Here is a 17210-nt window from a genome sequence, read left to right as displayed (position 1 = left end):
CTCTAACGACCCTTCGAGGATTTATGTACGACAACATCTCTATCGTCGTTCCGACCGCCCGTGACGAGATTCATACTACCGACACGGTACCGTCTGAGGCTGAAGTCGTCGTCCGTCGGGACGACGGCCTCAACGTCGCTCGAAACGCTGGCGTAGAAGCCGCGAGCAACGACTGGATCGTCATCGCTGACGACGATATCGACTTCCCGAGCACGACGGTCGCCGAAACAATCGACAGAATCGACGAACGGACGCTCGCCGGACTCGCCGACTTTCCGCCGCTTCGGTGGATAATCGGGCGATTGATGATCTTCCACAGGGACCTCTGGCGCGCCGTCGGCGGGTTCGATGAGACGAGACACCACGGCGGTGACACTGATTTCGCTATCAGGGTCGAGAAGATCGGCGGAACCATCGTCCGACTCGACCGCGAGGCCGTTCCGCACTACGACGAGGACACCGGCGACGGGATGTCCACCACGGAACACTTCGAGTGGCTCGCTTATCTCACTCGCCGCCATCCGACTGTCTTCGGTCCGGTCGCCACGAGAATCGTCAGCCAGAAAGTCCGAAGAACGCTCCCGGTCTAAGGTCAGCGGTCAGACGTACCCGAGGTCTTCGAGTCGTTTCTGCGTCGCCTCGTCTACGTCACCCATCCCTTCGCTCTCGTCGCGTACCCCGAGGTCTTCGATAGTCTCGTACACTTCTTCGACTCTCTCGCGTGCTTCGTCGGTACCCGTCTTGCTCGCGGCCTTCGCGTCGCAAACGAGAACCGACGCCGCCTCGTCGCGCCACGTTACGTCCTTGCGGACGAACTCCTCATCGTCGCGATACACTGCATACGCGTCGCCGTTGAACCGCCAGAGGTCGCCGCAGTACTTCTTGGCGCGCTCCTCCATCGGTTCTTCGAGACCGTGCGAGGAGGCCACGACCGGTCCGTCAGGGACGAACGCGTCGTCTTCCCACTCGTCGTCGAGTGCGGCGTGAACCGCTTCCGGGAACTGCGTGAGCGACGCGACGCTATCGACGCGTTCACTCTCGCGCTGACCGGGTGCGCGAACGACCAGCGGGACGTGGAGAAGCGCCTCGTGGATGCCAGCGCCGTGGGCCGCGACACGTGCGCCGGGTCGGACGCGACTCGGCTCGCCGAACCCTTCGCCGTGGTCGGACGTGACGACGACCAGCGTGTCGTCGAGTTCGTCGCGTTGCTTCAACGTCTGCACGACGCGACCGATTTGGTTGTCCATCTGGTGGATGGTTCCGTCGTACAGCCCTTCCAGCGCCTTGCGCTGCCACCACGGACGTTGCCCGCCGTTGAACTCCCACACTTGGTCGGTCATCTCCTCTTGGAGGTCTCGGAGTTGCTCGCCGCCCCAGCCGTCGTGACCGGCGTCGGGTTCGTAGGGGAGGTGGCCGTCCATGAAGTTGATGCAGGCGGCCCACGGGCCGTCGCGCTCGTCCTCCCAGTCGAGGAAAAGGTCGGCGTACACCTCTGCGGGCGTACTCGCGGTGAGCGAGTCAGGGAGGTAACGTGGATAGTCCCACGCAAGTTTCGTGACGACGCCGTTGGCCAGCGACTGTGCGGTCGAATCGCTGTCGAGACAATGCTTGAGATACGCGAGATACTGCCCCTGTCCCTCGGTCAGCACGAAGTTACTCGGGTCCACCGCGTCGGGGTACGGGAGATTTCGGGCACCCTCGACAGTGTCGAAAGCATCTTTCAGCCCCACGTCCATGTCGGTAATCCACGTGTTCTCCGAAAAGACGCCCGTCTCGTAGCCGTGGTCGTCGCGGAGACTCTCGAAGATCGTGTGACCCGGACGGAGAGAGTGTTTCGCCCGCGTCACGCCGTGTTCTTCCACGTGAAGGCCGGTGAACATGCTGGTGTGGCTCGGAAGACTCCACGTGCCGGGCGACCGGGCCTGCTCGTAGACCGTCGCCTCCTCGGCGAACGTCTCGAGAAACGGCGTTGTCTCGTGTTCGTGTCCGTGCAGGCTCGTGTTGCCCGCCCGGACACTGTCGAGGACTATCAGGAGGACGTTCGGCTTCATTGCTTGGCCAGTTGCGCTTTGGAGGTATAACTTCGCCGCTTTCGAGTCGTACACGCTCAGTACTGAGCCTCTATTTCGTCCACGACGGTCTCCCAAGTCAGGACTCGTGTGCCGCTGGGAACGGCGTCCTGTGCCTCGCCGACCGCGGTCGCGATTGTCGAAGGGTCCACCGTCTCGACGCCGACAACGCCGGGGTCCGACACCCAGTCGTCGAGTGCGCTTCCAGTCCGGACGATGCAGGAGGTCCCACTCGTTAGCGCCTCGGCGACGGTCATGCCGTACGCCTCGAACGACGAGACGAGAATATACGCCGAGGCCCCGGCGTACAGCCCCGGCAGGCGCTCGTCGGCGACGTAGCCCAGAAACGTCACGCGCTCGGCGACGCCCTCCCGACGAGCGACTGTCTCCAGTTCCTCGCGGAAGTCCCCCGACCCGGCGACCAGCAGGTCGTACTCGGGCAGTTCCGGGAGGGCGCGAATCGCGTGCTGGACGCCCTTGTACTCGTCCAGTCGCCCGACACAGAGGAGGTACGGTCGGTCGCGCTCCTCGGGCGTCGCGTCGGCGAATCGCTCGACGTTCAGTCCGTTGGGAATCACGGTCGCTTCGACGCCGAAGTCCGCGCGCAACTGCTCGCGCTCCCAGTCGCTGACGGCGATTAGCTCGTCGGCGCGGTCGAGCGCCCACCCGCCCAGCGGCCGATAGAGCGAGAGCAACTTGTCCCGAAACCCGCTCGCGCTCCCGCCGTGGTAGTGGGGCGTCACGACGAACCGGGCGTCCCCGCTTTCACCTCCGGCGCTGGCCCCGACTGCGGTCCCGAGCGCCGCGAAGAAGACGGGAAGCGAGTGGTAGTTGTGCGCGTGAACCACGTCCGGGTCGGCCCGCCGGACCGCGGGCCAGATACCGGGCGCGACGTGGAACGCGCCGCCGGGCGCGAACCCGCGGAACCGCCGCACACGAACTCCGTCGCGGGTCTCGCGCCGCGGAAGCTCCTCGTCGGCGTCGGCCGCGAACACCGTCACGTCGTGGCCGCGGGCCGCCAGCCGTTCGCTGATTTCGGCGACGTGGGTCTCGACGCCGCCGGTGTGGGGCGGGTAGCGCGGTGTGACCTGTAGAATCTTCATCGGCGGTCCTCAGTCGAACGCTTCCCGTAGCTCCTCGTCCACTTCCCACGTCCCGTCGCCCTTCCCGCGGAGGAGTTCTATCGCGGCGTGGAGCAGCGAGACCTGCGAGTCGAAGACCGCGTAGACTGCCTGAAGCGGTCCAAGCAGGTCTTTCTGACCGAGCCAGACGAACCCGGCGAGCGCGGCCGGGACCGCGAGTCCGACCGGGCCCGCGACCGCGATTCCGGCCGCGGTCACGGCCAACACGTCGAGCGCGACCAACCACGGCGAGACGACCATGAACCACCAGTTGAACGGCAGGACCAACTTCCCGTAGTTACCGTACTTGCCGAGCGCGTCGCGGTGCTGGGCGAGCAGGCGAATCAGCCCCATCCCGCGGCGGTCCTTCTGGAGGCGGCGCTTGCCGAAGTCCGAATGGGAGGCCTCCTTGTACCGGACCGCGGGGTCGAATATCACGCGGTCGCCGCCCCGGCGAATCTTGAGCGCCAACTCGGTGTCGTCGGCCAGCGAGTTGGGGTCGATGGGGACGATGGCGTCGTTCGCGAACGCCGAGAAGGGACCGTGGAAGATGAGCGTCGAGTCGAGGTGCGATTCGAGCGTCTGGATGTGGGCCTGCACGCCCCGATACCCGGCCTCGACCTCGCTCCCGCCGAGGACCTCGGCGTTCTGGCCCGTGACCGCGGCTACGTCGGGGTCCGCGAGGTTGGCGGCCGCTTCTCGGAGCGCGTCGTCGGCGACGTAGGAGTCGCAGTCGGTCTTGACGACCATCTCGTTGTCGGCCGCGGCGTAGGCGTCGTTGAGCGCGGGCGCGAGTCCCCGGCGCTCCTGCTCGCGGATGAGGTTCAGGTCGGGGTGGGCGCGGTCGGCGAAGTACTCCGCTATCAGTTCCGGCGTCTCGTCGTCGCTCGAATCCACGACGACCAACTCGACTTTCTCCATCGGGTAGTCCAGCGACACCACGTCGTCGAGTTTCTTCTCGATGATGCCCGACTCGTTGTACGTCGGGAGGACGATGCTGACGCTCGGTTCGTCGTCGCGCTTGTCTGCGGGCGACCCGCTCGGCGAGACGACGGCGTAGAGGGCCAGATACGCGAGATACGGCAGCGCCGTGGCGGCGACGAGCGCCCCGGCGGCGGCCACGAGAGAGTTCATACGACCGGGTATGGAATCGGAGTATAACATACTGTTGGTCGTTCGTCGGCCGGACCACAGACCAGCGTCTCCTCGTTGGCGTAGTGCTAAAAAACAGCACGGACAGGACGAAAGTGAGAGGAAGGTCGCTACCGATTAGACCGTGACCGCGCTCTCTTGGGAGAGCGACTGGGGCACGTTCGCACGATAGAGCGTCACTGCGCCGTACTGGGTAGTGAGCTTGAGTTTGACCTCCTCGCCCTCACCGAGGGCACTGGAGATTGCGGTCGCGTCCATCGTAATCTTGAATCGGTCGTCCTGCGTGTTCAGTACCGGCTCGGAGCCGTCGGGGTCCTTGATGGAACTGACGTTGAATTCGGTCCCGTTCAGCGTCTTCGGTTCCTTGTTGTTGTGGACCAGTGTCGTTGCCTTCTCCGGACCGATCCACTCTATCGTGGCTGACGAGAGATTGATGTCGTCGGACCCGGAGCCGCGCATGACCGTCAGATTAATGGTTTCGACTCGTTCGTTGGCGACGTCACCGAACGCGCTGACGACCTGCACGCGGTTCGAGACCTGTGCGCTGCTCTCCTGACCAGTCTGTTCGGACTTGGTCTGGAGGAATCCTGCCGTATTGATGAGCACGCCCGCCGCGATTGCGGCGACCAGCACCATCGCGATGAAGACGATGAGCGTACCGATACCCACCTGACCGCGGTCGTTGACCGCGCCCTCGATTCTATCTTTTACCGCCGAGAGATAATTCCGTGTCATTATTCGGACCGTTTTGTATTCGGGAACTTTCCCAACGTGGACGTACCACCAACGATATATATAACATTCGTCTGTTTTCAGTCCTGATAATCGGCACCCGGACAGGAGAAAATCGACGCCAAGAGTGCGCCTCGGTCAGTTTCGAGTCGGTAACGTTCGGGAATACGACGATAGTTCGTCTTAGAATCCGACGGCCACGGACTGTGACTCACACCGGGCCTCGGGGAAAAGTTGATAGAGTAAGCCTTTTGCGCTCGTGGTGACCACTGCCTTCCAATGGCCGACAGCGAGGAGGTTTGCGTTCTCATCCCGACCTTGAACGAAGCCGAGACCATCGGCGAGGTTATCGACGGGTTCACGAGTCGCGGGTACGAGAACGTCCTCGTCATCGACGGGAACTCCTCGGACGGGACGACGGAGGTCGCCAGCGAACACGGGGCCCGCGTCATGTACCAGTCGGGGTCCGGAAAGGGACAAGCAGTCCGGGAAGCCATCGACCACATCGACGCCGAGTACGTCCTGATGCTCGACGGCGACGGCACCTACCGCCCGGAGGACGCCGAAGCCATGTTGGAACCGCTCCTCGACGGCGAGTACGAACATGTCATCGGCAATCGCTTCGCCGACATGGAGGAGGGCGCGATGAGTCGGTTCAACGAGTTCGGCAATGGCCTGTTCAACTGGGTGTTCCAAACCATCCACGGCAAGGACTTCGAGGACATCCTGAGCGGCTACCGAGCCTTCACCCGCGAGTCGGTGGAGAACTTCTATCTGGACGCCGACGGCTTCGGCGTCGAGACCGAACTCGCCGTCGAGTGCGTCAAGCACGGCGTGCCGACGACGGTGGTGCCGATTCGCTACGAGGCCCGGCCCGACGAGTCGGACACGAACTTACATCCGATTCGGGATGGCGGGGTCATCCTCGTGACCCTCTATCAACTGGCGAAGACGAGCAACCCGCTGTTCTACTTCGGGAGCGTCGGCGTGGCGAGTTCGCTAGTCGGCGTGACCGTCGGCGGCTACGTCGGCTACGAGTGGTTTGTGAAGGTCCCCCGCGAGAGCCACGAGGTGCTGGCGGTGGTCGCGGCGTTCGCCATCCTCTTCGGCGTGCAACTGCTGATGTTCGGGGTCCTCTCGGACCTCATCGTGACGCTCCACCGCGAGCAGATGCGGCGACTGGAGTGAGTGGCCGCGCGCCATCGACGGACCGTTAGTTTCCCGCGGACGGAAATCGACGGTAGAATTATTTCTGTTAATTGAGTATGGTGTTCCGTATGGCAGAGAGCCACAACCTCTCGGACTACGACAAAGTGCGCGAATCGTTCTCGTGGGACGATGTGTACGACGAGGCCGACTGGGACGCGCCCGGCGAACTCAACGTGGGCCACGAGGTCTGCGACCGCCACGCAGAGAGCGAGCCGCGAAGCGCCTCGGAAAGCCGAGCGGCGGAGCCGCGAGGAGAGAACGTCGCGCTCCGGCAGGTCGGGACCGACGGCGAACTGACGACGTTGACCTTCGCGGAACTGGCCGACCGGTCGAACCGGTTCGCCAACCTCCTCGAAGAGTTGGGCGTCGAACGCGGCGAGCGCGTGTTCTCGTACATGCCCCGAATTCCGGAACACTACGTGGCGCTGGTCGGGACGCTCAAGCGCGGTGCCGTCTTCGGCGGCGTCAACGAGCGGTTCGGTCCCGACGGCATCTCCTACCGACTGGACGACTGCGACGCCTCGGTCGTGGTGACGACCAGCGACAACCGCGAGACGGTCGGCGAGGCGCTGGCCGATGTCTCCTCGGTCGAACACGTCGTCGTGGTGGACCGCGGCGAAGGCGTCGGTGACCGAGATGTCGCGTTCTCGGACGCGCTCGACGCCGCGAGCGACGAGTACGAGGCGGCCCGGACCGGCGGAGAAGACGACGCCCTGCTCTACTACACTAGCGGGACGACCGGACTGGCGAAGGGCGTCCTGCACAAACAGCGGTGGGTCGCCGGAGTCGCCGCGACACAGAAGTACGCGGTGGACCTCCAACCCGACGACCTCTACTGGTCCACGGGCGACCTCGGATGGCTCACGGGTCCCATCAACGCGCTCGGCGCGTGGTTCTGGGGCGCGTCGCTGTTCACCTACGAGGGCGAGTTCGACGCCGAGGAGTGGGCCGACCTGCTGGACGAGTACCCCATCTCGGTGCTGTTCAGCGTGCCCACGGCCTACCGGATGCTCCGGGAGAACGACGAGGTGCTGGACGGCGCGGACCTCGATTTGCGCCACGCCCTCTCCATCGGCGAACCGCTCTCGGCGGGCGTGGTCGATTGGGGCGAGGAGACGCTGGGCGTCACCGTCCACGACACCTACGGCCAGACCGAGACGGGGAACATGGTCATCAACAACTACCCGACGATGGAGTTGAAACCGGGGAGCATGGGCAAACCCCTGCCCGGCATCGAGGCCGACGTGGTGGACCCCCAAACCGGCGAACCGGTGGAACCGGGCGAAACGGGCGAAATCGCGGAGCGCCCCGATTTCCCCTGCTTCTTCGCGGAGTACTGGAACAAGCCCGAGAAGACCGCCAACTGCTTCGTGGAGGGGCCGGACGGCGAGTGGTACCTCTCGGGCGACCTCGCCAGAAAAGACGACGAGGGCTACTTCTGGTTCGAGGGCCGAGCAGACGACGTGATAATCTCGTCGGGCTACCGCATCGGTCCCTTCGAGGTCGAGAGTTCGCTCGGCGAGCATCCCGCGGTCGCAGAGGGCGCGGTCGTGCCCAAGCCCGACCGCGAGCGCGGCAACATCGTGAAAGCCTACGTCGTCCCGAGCGCGGACGCGGACCCCTCCGGAGACCTGAAAGACGACATCAGGACTCACGTCCGCGAGGAGCTATCGGCCCACGAGTACCCCCGCGAAATCGAGTTCGTGGAAGAGCTTCCCAAGACCGTGACGGGGAAGATTCGCCGGACGGAACTCCAAGACGACGCCGAGGCGGAGGCCGACGTGGACGGGCAGTGAGCCGCGGGCGAGGAGTTCGGTCGGGACTCCTCGACAGCCCTCCCGGCGCACGGTACCCGGCGGACCACCGAACGTGAGCGGTTCTACGGACCACCCGGCGCGTGCTGGCGAACCCTCGTGGTTCGCCAAGCGCGCGAGGGCCGAGTAGCGCAGTGGAGCGAAGCGACCGAGCAACGTAGGCGGTTGGGGAGGACGAGGAGCGGTGCCGTGCGGGGCGGTGCGGGAGACTCCTTTTTGTCGGCAATAGCGTGGTCTGGGGTCGCGGTGCAGTCTGCTGTTGCCGTGCGGTCACCGCCTAAATGAAGCACCATCCCGAACCGAACTCGATACCGAATCAGAAATCCGTGGGAAAACAGACAGCGTTCCGGATTCAGAGTGGCAAGGCGGACCGAACGCGCTCGATGACGCTCGGCGTCCGGGAGTTCCGATAGTGTTCGAAGACTGGGTGGAGGGCGTTCAGGAACTCCTGTTTGTCCTCGAACTCCTCGCGCTCCACGTCCGAGACGGCCTCCGAGAGCGGCACGGTGTGGCCGTCGGCGTCGTACTTGATGCGCGGGTCCGAGAGTGCCTGCACGATTTCGTCGCCGGTCGCCGGAAACGAGAGGTTCCCGCCGTCGAGTTCGGCCGCGACCTCGGCGATGCCGAATTCGATAACGTCGGGACCCTCGTCCGAGTTCGACGATGGTGGCCTCACGCCCATGTAGGAGGGTTCTCGCTCGCGCAATGAAAAACTCACTCCTCGGATTTCCAAGTGGTTCGTGATAGCGTGGCGAAGTCGAGATTGTGTGCCTATGTTTTAGCATTGTATAGGGAGTCTTCGAGTCGGTGTACTGGTGTCTTCGGCGGCGGCCAGAACGGCGACGACCGAATTTCCGGGGAACGTACCCGCGACTCTCGGAGCCGAGACCGCCTCGAAAGTCCCCGAAACCTCGAAAACCGACACCCATCGACGCCCTGCGTGGCCGCGAACCCCGCCTTTACGTCGCTCAAGCCCCTCGCTCGAAACATGACGAACACCGACGCCGACCCCACCGCGCGCAATCGACTCGACGAGGAGGAAAGCCCCTATCTCCGCCAGCACGCCGACAACCCGGTCAACTGGCAACCGTGGGACGACGCCGCGCTCGACGCCGCCGCGGAGCGCGACGTGCCCATCTTCCTGTCGGTGGGCTACTCGGCGTGTCACTGGTGTCACGTCATGGAAGACGAGAGCTTCGAGGACGAGGAGATAGCCGACCTCCTCAACGAGAACTTCGTCCCTATCAAGGTGGACCGCGAGGAGCGCCCCGACCTCGACAGCATCTACCAGACCATCTGTCAGGCCGTCTCCGGCCGTGGCGGGTGGCCCCTGTCGGTGTGGCTCACGCCCGACGGCCGCCCGTTCTACGTCGGGACCTACTTCCCCAAGGAGGCCAAGCGCGGCCAACCCGGCTTCGGCGAACTCCTCGAAAACATCGCCGAGTCGTGGGCCGACGACGACGAGCGCCGGGAGATGGACCGCCGGGCCGACCAGTGGACCGACGCCATCGAGGGCGAACTCGAATCCGTCCCCGACCCCGGCGAGGCACCCGGCGCGGACCTGCTGGAAACGGCGGCCGACGCCGCGGTCCGAAGCGCCGACCGCGAACACGGTGGGTTCGGAACCGGTCAGAAGTTCCCCCAAGCGGGCAGAATCCACCTCCTCTTGCGTGCCGCCGAGCGCGCCGAGCGCGAGGGCGGGGCGGACGACGAAACGGCCGAGGAGTACCGCGCGGTCGCCACGGAAGCCCTCTCCGCGATGGCCGACGGCGGCCTGTTCGACCAGTTGGGCGGCGGGTTCCACCGCTACACCGTGGACCGCGAGTGGGTCGTGCCCCACTTCGAGAAGATGCTCTACGACGAGGCCGAAATCTCGCGCGCCATGCTCGCCGGGTATCAGGTCGCGGGCGACGACCGCTACGCGACCGCCGCACGACGGACCTTCGAGTTCGTGGAGCGCGAACTGACCCATCCGGAAGGCGGGTTCTACAGCACGCTCGACGCTCAGAGCGACGGCGAGGAGGGCAAGTTCTACGTCTGGACGCCCGACCAAATCCGCGACGCCATCGAGGGCGACGACTGGGAGGGCGCGGACGGTGACGCCGACATCGACGCCGAGACCGCCGCCGACCTCTTCTGCGACCGCTTCGGCGTCACCGAGTCGGGCAACTTCGAGGGCAAGACCGTCCTGACCGTCAGCGAGTCGATTCCGGACCTCGCCGACGAGTACGACCTGTCCGAGGAGGAAGTCGAGGAGACCGTCGAGGCCGCCCGCGAACAGGTCTTCGCCGCCCGCGAGGAGCGCGTTCGACCCCGGCGCGACGAGAAGGTGCTGGCTGGCTGGAACGGCCTCATGATTTCGGCGCTCGCGGAGGGCGCGCTCGTCCTCGACGACGACCACTACGCCGACCTCGCCGCGGACGCGCTCGGGTTCGTCCGCGAGGAGTTGTGGCACGAGGACGGCGAGACGGGGCGACTGTCCCGACGCTTCAAGGACGGCGACGTGGCCATCGAGGGCTACCTCGAAGACTACGCCTTCCTCGCGCGCGGCGCGCTGAACTGCTACGAGGCCACGGGCGACCCCGACCACCTCGGCTTCGCGCTCGACCTCGCGGACGCCATCGTCGCCCAGTTTTGGGACGCCGAGGCCGGGACCATCTACTTCACCCCCGAACGCGGCGAGGAGCTAGTCGCTCGCCCCCAAGAGCCACACGACCAATCGACGCCCTCCAGCTTGGGCGTCGCGACTGACGCCCTCCTCGCGCTCGCGGCGTTCAGGCCCGACGCGAACGCCGAGAGCGCCCGACACGACGAGTACGCCGACGTTGCCGAGCGCGTCCTCGAAACCCGAGGACGGGAGATTCGGTCGAACCCGCTCCAGCACGCGTCGCTCGCGTTGGCGGCCGACCGCTACGCTCGCGGGTCGCTGGAGATTACCGCGGTCGCCGACGAGCTACCCGAGTCGTGGCGCGACGAACTCGCCGACCGCTACCTGCCGACGCGCCTGCTGTCGCGCAGACCGCCGACCGACGACGAGCTATCGACGTGGCTCGACCGGCTTGACCTCGCCGATATCCCGCCCATCTGGGCCGAGCGCGGCCAGAGGGACGGCGAGCCGACAGTCTACGTCTGCCGGGAATTCGCCTGCTCGCCGCCCGAGACAGACCTCGCCGCGGCGCTCGACTGGGCCGACGGGAACGCCTGAATCGGGTCGGTAGCCGACGAGGAGCGTCGGAGCGAACGTCTCACTCCCGCGGGACGGCGATGTTCCGCATCTCACCGTCACACTCTGGGCACGGTCCCGGAAAGTCGCTCGACCGCACGCGTTCCAGACAGTCGTTGCACTCGTAGGTCGCGGTCCCCGGTCGGTAGGAATCAGTCCGAACCATCGTGGTAACAGTTCACACGAAGTCGGTGTTAATGGTTGTCCTAATTGGATATCGAGGCATACACGGTATTTTACCGCATACTAGGATTCTCGCCGCGAAAACCCCGGCGAATCGACCGATTCGGAGTCCAGATTTCTGCTCTCGTCGGTGCGAAAGTTTATTAACTATACATCTGCAACCGGTTGCTCAATGAGTGCAGGGAGTTCCGGGTATCGGGGGAGCGGCTCGGGCGACGATGTGACTGCCTCGGAGGAGCCTCCTCGGTTTCTCGACGTGCTACGGGAGTTGAAGGCCGACGGGTGTAACCTCTTGGTGGTCGGGGACGCGCCGCGCCGCCTGTTTACCGAAGCCAGCGCGGGACTGCTCGGGGGGACCGACGAACAGCGGTACCGGCTCCTCGCGGTGACCGACGCGAGCGCCCAGAGCGTCGTCGAGCGCCTCCCCGACCCCGACGAGACGCCCGGCGAGTTCGGCGAGACGACCGAGATCGTCAACCACGCGTCGCCTCCTCGGTCGGTCGTAGAGAGCGATGACCCGCCCGAGACGCCGCCGCTGGGCGACCTCTCGGAGCGGCGCGTCGTGGACCCGCAACTCGCTGGCCTGCAGGCGGAACTGGCCGAGTCGATGGCGACGTTCAACCGCCACGCGGGCGGGCTTCGTCCGGCCCAACTGCGCGTCGGCGTCGATTCGCTCGGGGCGCTCTTCGAACACTACGACGCTGGCGTCGTGCGCCGCTGTCTCCAAGTCGTCACCGGCTACGTCACCGACTACGACGCGATGGGCCACTACGTCCTGACCGAACCGTACGACAGCGAGCGCGTCCAACGAATCGCCGACGACTTCGACGCCGTGGTCGAGATACGCGCGGTCGACAGCGGCCGCGACGGCCACCACGCCGAGGAGCGCTGGCGCGTCGCGAGTCGCGACTTAGTGACCGACTGGTTCCCCCTATGACCGACCGGGCAAACCGGACTAGCCGACCCGACTGCTTGCCGCGACCATAGACCAGCGGAGACGTTCAGAAGCATGCGACCACGAATTGACTCGCTCGGCGACCGACCCGGCGTGGAGATAGTAGACCCCATCGAGAGCCATCGCTACGTCCTCCACACACCCGAACCGGTGTCGTTGACCCCGACCGACACCGAGCGGTTCGTCTACCCCGTGACAGTCGCACGACGATTCGTCACATCTGGTATTACGCTTCCGACGAAGCCGCTAATTGGAATCAGAGATGCACAGGATGGGACACACATCTGCGACATCGACCGGAGTGGAAATTGGGAGTTCGACGCCGACGATTACTTGCTCGATATCGGTACACTGTTCACTCTCTACCTCCGTATCGAGTCGTCGTTCTCTCTGTCCGTGGCCGAAAACCGACACCGGTTCGACTTCGGGTCCGAAACCCTCGTCGAAGTCGGGGTGCGGTCGATACATACTTCTCCCGTAACCACCGTAACCGTGCCCGACGAACCGAGAGCGGCTATGCGAGCAGTATCGACGTTCGGATCGGCACCGAAGACGACTACTCCGGAGCGGTCGTGGCCCTCTCTGCGCGGACACCCGCCGCGCATCGAACGAGGAGACGAACTGTCGATTCCCGACGACCTCGACGTTCCCGAGACCGGGGTTACGATTCACGTTCCGGCGGAGTACCGGTACGTTCTACCGGTCGCCCCGCTGGCGTACTACCTCGGGGCGACCGTCGTCCCCGGTGAAGTGCCGCGACTCACCACTGAGAACGGCTTCAGTCACTCGTTCGGTGACGGTGACGACTTCGAAGACAAGGTCGCCCGAGTACTGAAACAGGCGTTCATTCTCGACTGCGTGACCCGAACCGAAGGATTTCACCAGACGGACCTCGCCGAACACCGAGCGGTCGAGTCGTTCGTCGATCTCGACACCGAGGCGCTCTACGAAACTCCGTTGGCGGAACGTCTCGAAACCTACCTCTCGATACCAGAGGCGGTGCTAGACGAAGCCAAACCGACATGGGGCCGCGTCGTCTACGCTCGCCCCGTCGCCGAGAGCATGGAAGTTCTACCGTACATCGTCAACGACCTCTCGATAATCCGTACGAAATCCCCATCGACGCCGAATTTTTCTCCATCTTCCGAGGCTCGACGGGACCGCGAGTTGGAAGCACTAGACTCGTTCAAACGCAATTCGACGTCCACAGAACCGAACTTCCCGGACTACTCGGACGAGCGAGCGGCTGGCGTCCCCGACTTCGGCGAGTACGTTCCGCTTCCGGAGACCGAGGCGATGGAGCGAGCGTGGGTCGGCGACGGGACGCCGGTTCACGGGTCGAAATTCCACCCGGCGGCGTTCCAACACGAACCAACGGAATCGACTGACGGCGTCATCGAGGTAACGGTCGTCTGCAACGACGAGGAGATGCGCGAGGAGTGGGACGCCGTCTCGGAAGTATACGGAAATCGAGACGTAGTCCCGTTCGACGTGGACTGTCGCTTCGGCGTCTCGACCGACGAGCTTCGGGCGCTATTGTCTGAAGACCACGACTTGTTCCACTTCATCGGCCACGTAGACGGTCGGGGACTACAGTGCCCCGACGGTCTCCTCGACGCCGAGACGCTCCCGGAGACCGGTGCGACGACGGTGCTACTCAACGCATGTCGGTCGCACGATCAAGGAATTGCACTCTTGGAAGCGGGGGCACGCGCCGCAATCGTGAGCTGGGGCGATGTCGGTAATCTCGGCGCGCTCGAAGTCGGCGAAACGTTTGCACGACTGCTCAACTACGGGTTCGGTGTCGGGGGCGCACTCGAAGTCGTAGACGAGTACACCAGTATCGGACACCACTACGTCGTGGTCGGCGATCCGAACGTCACGGTGGCACAGTGTAGAGATGCCACGCCGGTGATAGCAGCGTTAGAGTTCGACTCGGAAGATCGCCCCGACCCGGACGAAACAGTCGAAGCAGAGATCATAAGTTACAATCCCCCGGACCGCTCCCACGGTATGGTCGTTACGCCGTACTTCCGGAACGAGGAGAGTCCAGAATCCTACGTCGCCCCTGCGTCATTACAGTCGACACACCAACTCAGAGAGGTCGACGCTAAAATCGGCGACGATTTCGCACCGTTGGTGGTCAACGGCACCCTCCGGTGGACCGACCAGTGGTTCCACGACGACGATTCGGACGAGTAATGACTCAGCGACGAACTATCCACAAAACGATGCGGCAGTACCGCATCTGAGTTCGGCGTCATCACTGGTCAGGCCATCACGTCGCCGTCGAGGAGCCTCTCGGCGACGTACTCCGCGGCCGGGCGGTCCTCGGACTCCTCGAATCGGGCGACCTCCTCGTCGTCGCGCTCGACCACTACGGTCGGGATGAGCGACACGTCGTAGGCTTCGACGTTCGGTCCTTCCTTGTCGCGGTCGACTTCGTAAACCTCGACCTCCTCGTCTGGGACGCCCGCGGCCTCCAGCGCCGCGAAGAAGTCGGGGAGTGCGGCCCGGCAGTCGCCACACCAGTCGGCACCCCAGACGCGGTAGGTGACTTCGCCGACGCCAGCCTCGATGGCGTCTACGACTTCGCTGTGCGCCGCGGCGTCCCACGTCGGGTTCGGTTCGGTCGTCTCCATGTCCCTCGGTTGTCGCTCGACGTGTTTAGGTGTGCGGGTCGGGGCAGTGCTGGGGAGCGTTCGATTCGGCGTTCGTTACGTGTGGGTCCAAATCGCCCGAGTTCGGGACTACCGGCACGTCCTGCCACCAGCCGCCATTCGTTTATACGTCCCGTGCCTACGCCCGAACAATGAAAGACTCTATCCTCGATGCGGTGGGGTCGCCGCTCGTGAGGGTATCGTCGCCGGAGGGCGCGACCGTCGCGGCCAAAGTCGAGGGGTTCAACCCCGGCGGGTCCGCGAAGGACCGACCCGCCCGCGAGATGATCGCGGCCGCCGAGCGCGCCGGAGAGATTTCGCCGGGCGACCGCCTCGTGGAACCGACCAGCGGGAACACCGGCATCGGCCTCGCTGTCGCGGCCGCGGCGCGGGGCTACGACCTGACCATCGTGATGCCCGCCTCGAAGTCGCCCGAGCGTCGGAAACTGCTGAAGGCCTACGGCGCGGACCTCGAACTCGTGGACGGCGAGATGGAGAGCGCCCGCGAGCGTGCCGACCGCTTGGCAGAACAGGACGGCGTCGTCCAGATGGGCCAGTTCGAGAACCCCGCGAACGCCCAAGCCCACTACCGAACCACGGCCGAGGAGATACTCGAACAGGTCGAGGGCCGCGAGATAGACGCCCTCGTGGCAGGCGTGGGCACCGGCGGCACCATCACCGGCACCGCCTCGCGCCTGCGCGAGGAGTTCCCCGAGATGGAGGTCGTCGCGGTCGAACCCGAGCGCAACGCGGTGCTTTCGACCGGCGAGTCCGGCGACGACGACTATCAGGGGATGGGACCGGGGTTCGTCAGCGACCTGCTGGACACCGACCTGCTGGATTCGGTCGAGACGGTCGCGCTGGCGGACGCCGAGGAGGAAGCCCGCCGACTCGCCCGCGAGGAGGGTATCCTCGTCGGCCAGTCGTCGGGCGCGGCGTCGGTCGCGGCCCGCCGGGTCGCCGACCGCCTCGCCGAACCGCAACTGAACTGCCCGGAGGCTCCCGACGAACTCGCGGACCTGTTGGGCGAGGACGGCGAGGTGCAAGCGTCGTCCGGACTCCGGTCCGACGGCGGTGCGCTCGACGGCTACGACGACTGCCCGCTGGTCGTGACGGTGTTCCCCGACAGCGGCGAGCGGTACCTCTCGACGGGGATGTTCGACTGAGCCCGCTTCGAGAGGCTCACGGATTTTCGGGCGCGATTCCGATTATTATTTCTTGCCGATAGTAAATATTTAAATACTGCCGATATTATATCACGAATATGGAATACTCGTTCCGAACTGCACTCCTCGGTCGGTCGCGTTCGACCTCGCGCAACCACGGCGGCCTCGCGCTCGCGTTGTTCGTCGTCGTCGCGGGACTCTACACCGTTTCGCCGGGACTCCGGTCCCAGCAGTGGTTCACCTACGCGCTGTTCGCCGTCATGGCGTTGACCGCGCTGTACAACTCCTACAGCAACAGCGGCGTGCTAGTCAGCGTCCTCCTCGCGGCGTCGCTCACGCTCGGCGGGTTCGTGGTCGCGGCCGCCTCGACGAGCGCCCCGATGCGTATCGTCTTGCAGAATCTCGTCGGGGCGCTCGTGTTGGCCCTCGTCGTCGCGCTTCCCGCCCACCTCGTCGGCGCGGGCCTGCGGCGCGTGACGGGGTAAGCGTCCGACGCGCCCGAGTGAGCGTCCGACGCGTAACCGACCGAGCCTCCGACGCGCCCACTTTTCTTCCCCGCCGAAGCACCGAAAAGCATATGCTCCCGCTCGATTCGACGTAGCCAGAGTCCCCATGATACTCTGGCAGACCGCGAAGCGATGGACGTACAAAGGCCGGAAGTGCGAGATACAGCGGACGAGCGTCGAGGAGGCCACGCAGTACCGCGGCCTCGTGGAAGTCGAGACCGGCCTCTCCGACGGCGCGCTGGAGGCCGCACCGGTCGCGGGCTTACGGCGCAGAAACCGGCCTAATCGTCACGACGAGGGCGAGTTTCGCGAGTGGGTCTCGTTCAACTGGTCGGACGAGGAGGGCGCGGTGTCGGTCCTGCGCGAGGAGGTCAACGGACTCGCCGAACACGTCCGCGACGCGGAGGTCTGAGACCGAGC

At 65.0% G+C, this 17210-nt stretch carries 16 protein-coding genes; 9 read left to right on the top strand and 7 right to left on the bottom strand.

All coding sequences use genetic code 11. The features are described 5' to 3' along the window. Positions 1-23: 23 nt before the first annotated feature. Entirely contained in the window at positions 24-590 is a 567-nt protein-coding gene (locus EPL00_RS12130; protein WP_135854431.1) for a glycosyltransferase family 2 protein, read from the top strand. Between the two features lie 9 nt (positions 591-599). Here EPL00_RS12130 and EPL00_RS12125 read toward each other — a convergent pair whose 3' ends face one another. The 4 genes from EPL00_RS12125 to EPL00_RS12110 form a co-directional block, all read right to left on the bottom strand. Then, positions 600-2051, bottom strand: coding sequence for a sulfatase (locus tag EPL00_RS12125; protein ID WP_135854430.1), 1452 nt, complete (start codon positions 2049-2051; stop codon positions 600-602). Positions 2052-2107: 56 nt separating this feature from the next. Beyond that, positions 2108-3172: a glycosyltransferase family 4 protein gene (locus EPL00_RS12120; protein ID WP_135854429.1), complete on the bottom strand. Its 1065-nt coding sequence runs from the start codon at positions 3170-3172 to the stop codon at positions 2108-2110. Between the two features lie 9 nt (positions 3173-3181). Continuing rightward, positions 3182-4324 carry a glycosyltransferase gene (locus EPL00_RS12115; RefSeq protein WP_135854428.1) on the bottom strand — a complete coding sequence of 381 codons (1143 nt, stop codon included), beginning with the start codon at positions 4322-4324 and terminating at the stop codon, positions 3182-3184. A gap of 135 nt (positions 4325-4459) precedes the next feature. Then, positions 4460-5077 carry an archaellin/type IV pilin N-terminal domain-containing protein gene (locus EPL00_RS12110; RefSeq protein ID WP_135854427.1) on the bottom strand — a complete coding sequence of 206 codons (618 nt, stop codon included), beginning with the start codon at positions 5075-5077 and terminating at the stop codon, positions 4460-4462. A gap of 276 nt (positions 5078-5353) precedes the next feature. Between EPL00_RS12110 and aglJ the strand changes: the two genes are divergently transcribed. After that, positions 5354-6262 (top strand): S-layer glycoprotein N-glycosyltransferase AglJ, encoded by a 909-nt coding sequence (gene aglJ, locus EPL00_RS12105; protein WP_135854426.1) that lies wholly within the window; start codon positions 5354-5356, stop codon positions 6260-6262. 89 nt (positions 6263-6351) lie between these two features. Continuing rightward, positions 6352-8079 carry an acyl-CoA synthetase gene (locus EPL00_RS12100; RefSeq protein WP_135854425.1) on the top strand — a complete coding sequence of 576 codons (1728 nt, stop codon included), beginning with the start codon at positions 6352-6354 and terminating at the stop codon, positions 8077-8079. A 370-nt stretch (positions 8080-8449) separates the two neighbouring features. Here the strand turns inward: EPL00_RS12100 and EPL00_RS12095 are convergent, their stop codons facing one another. Further along, the gene (locus tag EPL00_RS12095; RefSeq protein ID WP_135854424.1) at positions 8450-8779 is read right to left on the bottom strand and encodes a DUF5789 family protein; all 330 of its coding nucleotides are present in this window, start codon (positions 8777-8779) and stop codon (positions 8450-8452) included. A gap of 306 nt (positions 8780-9085) precedes the next feature. On the opposite strand from EPL00_RS12095, the gene EPL00_RS12090 reads away from it, so the two are divergent. Then, on the top strand, positions 9086-11302 hold the full coding sequence (locus EPL00_RS12090) for a thioredoxin domain-containing protein (RefSeq protein ID WP_135854423.1): 2217 nt from the start codon (positions 9086-9088) through the stop codon (positions 11300-11302). Between the two features lie 40 nt (positions 11303-11342). Here EPL00_RS12090 and EPL00_RS12085 read toward each other — a convergent pair whose 3' ends face one another. Then, positions 11343-11486, bottom strand: a complete 144-nt coding sequence (locus tag EPL00_RS12085) for a rubrerythrin-like domain-containing protein (protein ID WP_135854422.1) — start codon at positions 11484-11486, stop codon at positions 11343-11345. A gap of 189 nt (positions 11487-11675) precedes the next feature. Between EPL00_RS12085 and EPL00_RS12080 the strand changes: the two genes are divergently transcribed. Continuing rightward, positions 11676-12440, top strand: coding sequence for a DUF7504 family protein (locus tag EPL00_RS12080; protein WP_135854421.1), 765 nt, complete (start codon positions 11676-11678; stop codon positions 12438-12440). A 534-nt stretch (positions 12441-12974) separates the two neighbouring features. Further along, positions 12975-14660 carry a CHAT domain-containing protein gene (locus EPL00_RS12075; RefSeq protein WP_135854420.1) on the top strand — a complete coding sequence of 562 codons (1686 nt, stop codon included), beginning with the start codon at positions 12975-12977 and terminating at the stop codon, positions 14658-14660. Positions 14661-14728: 68 nt separating this feature from the next. Here EPL00_RS12075 and EPL00_RS12070 read toward each other — a convergent pair whose 3' ends face one another. After that, positions 14729-15100, bottom strand: coding sequence for a thioredoxin family protein (locus tag EPL00_RS12070; protein WP_135854419.1), 372 nt, complete (start codon positions 15098-15100; stop codon positions 14729-14731). Positions 15101-15270: 170 nt separating this feature from the next. Between EPL00_RS12070 and EPL00_RS12065 the strand changes: the two genes are divergently transcribed. The 3 genes from EPL00_RS12065 to EPL00_RS12055 all read left to right on the top strand — a co-directional run bounded on the left by EPL00_RS12065 (position 15271) and on the right by EPL00_RS12055 (position 17202). Continuing rightward, positions 15271-16284 (top strand): PLP-dependent cysteine synthase family protein, encoded by a 1014-nt coding sequence (locus EPL00_RS12065; RefSeq protein WP_135854418.1) that lies wholly within the window; start codon positions 15271-15273, stop codon positions 16282-16284. Between the two features lie 98 nt (positions 16285-16382). Continuing rightward, positions 16383-16769, top strand: a complete 387-nt coding sequence (locus tag EPL00_RS12060; RefSeq protein WP_135854417.1) for a hypothetical protein — start codon at positions 16383-16385, stop codon at positions 16767-16769. A gap of 127 nt (positions 16770-16896) precedes the next feature. Beyond that, positions 16897-17202, top strand: a complete 306-nt coding sequence (locus tag EPL00_RS12055; RefSeq protein ID WP_135854416.1) for a hypothetical protein — start codon at positions 16897-16899, stop codon at positions 17200-17202. Positions 17203-17210 lie beyond the last annotated feature (8 nt).

Source organism: Halorussus salinus (assembly GCF_004765815.2).
Lineage (GTDB): Archaea > Halobacteriota > Halobacteria > Halobacteriales > Haladaptataceae > Halorussus > Halorussus salinus.
The sequence above is the reverse complement of the archived record's forward strand: the minus strand, read 5'-3'. Positions and strand labels throughout refer to the sequence as shown.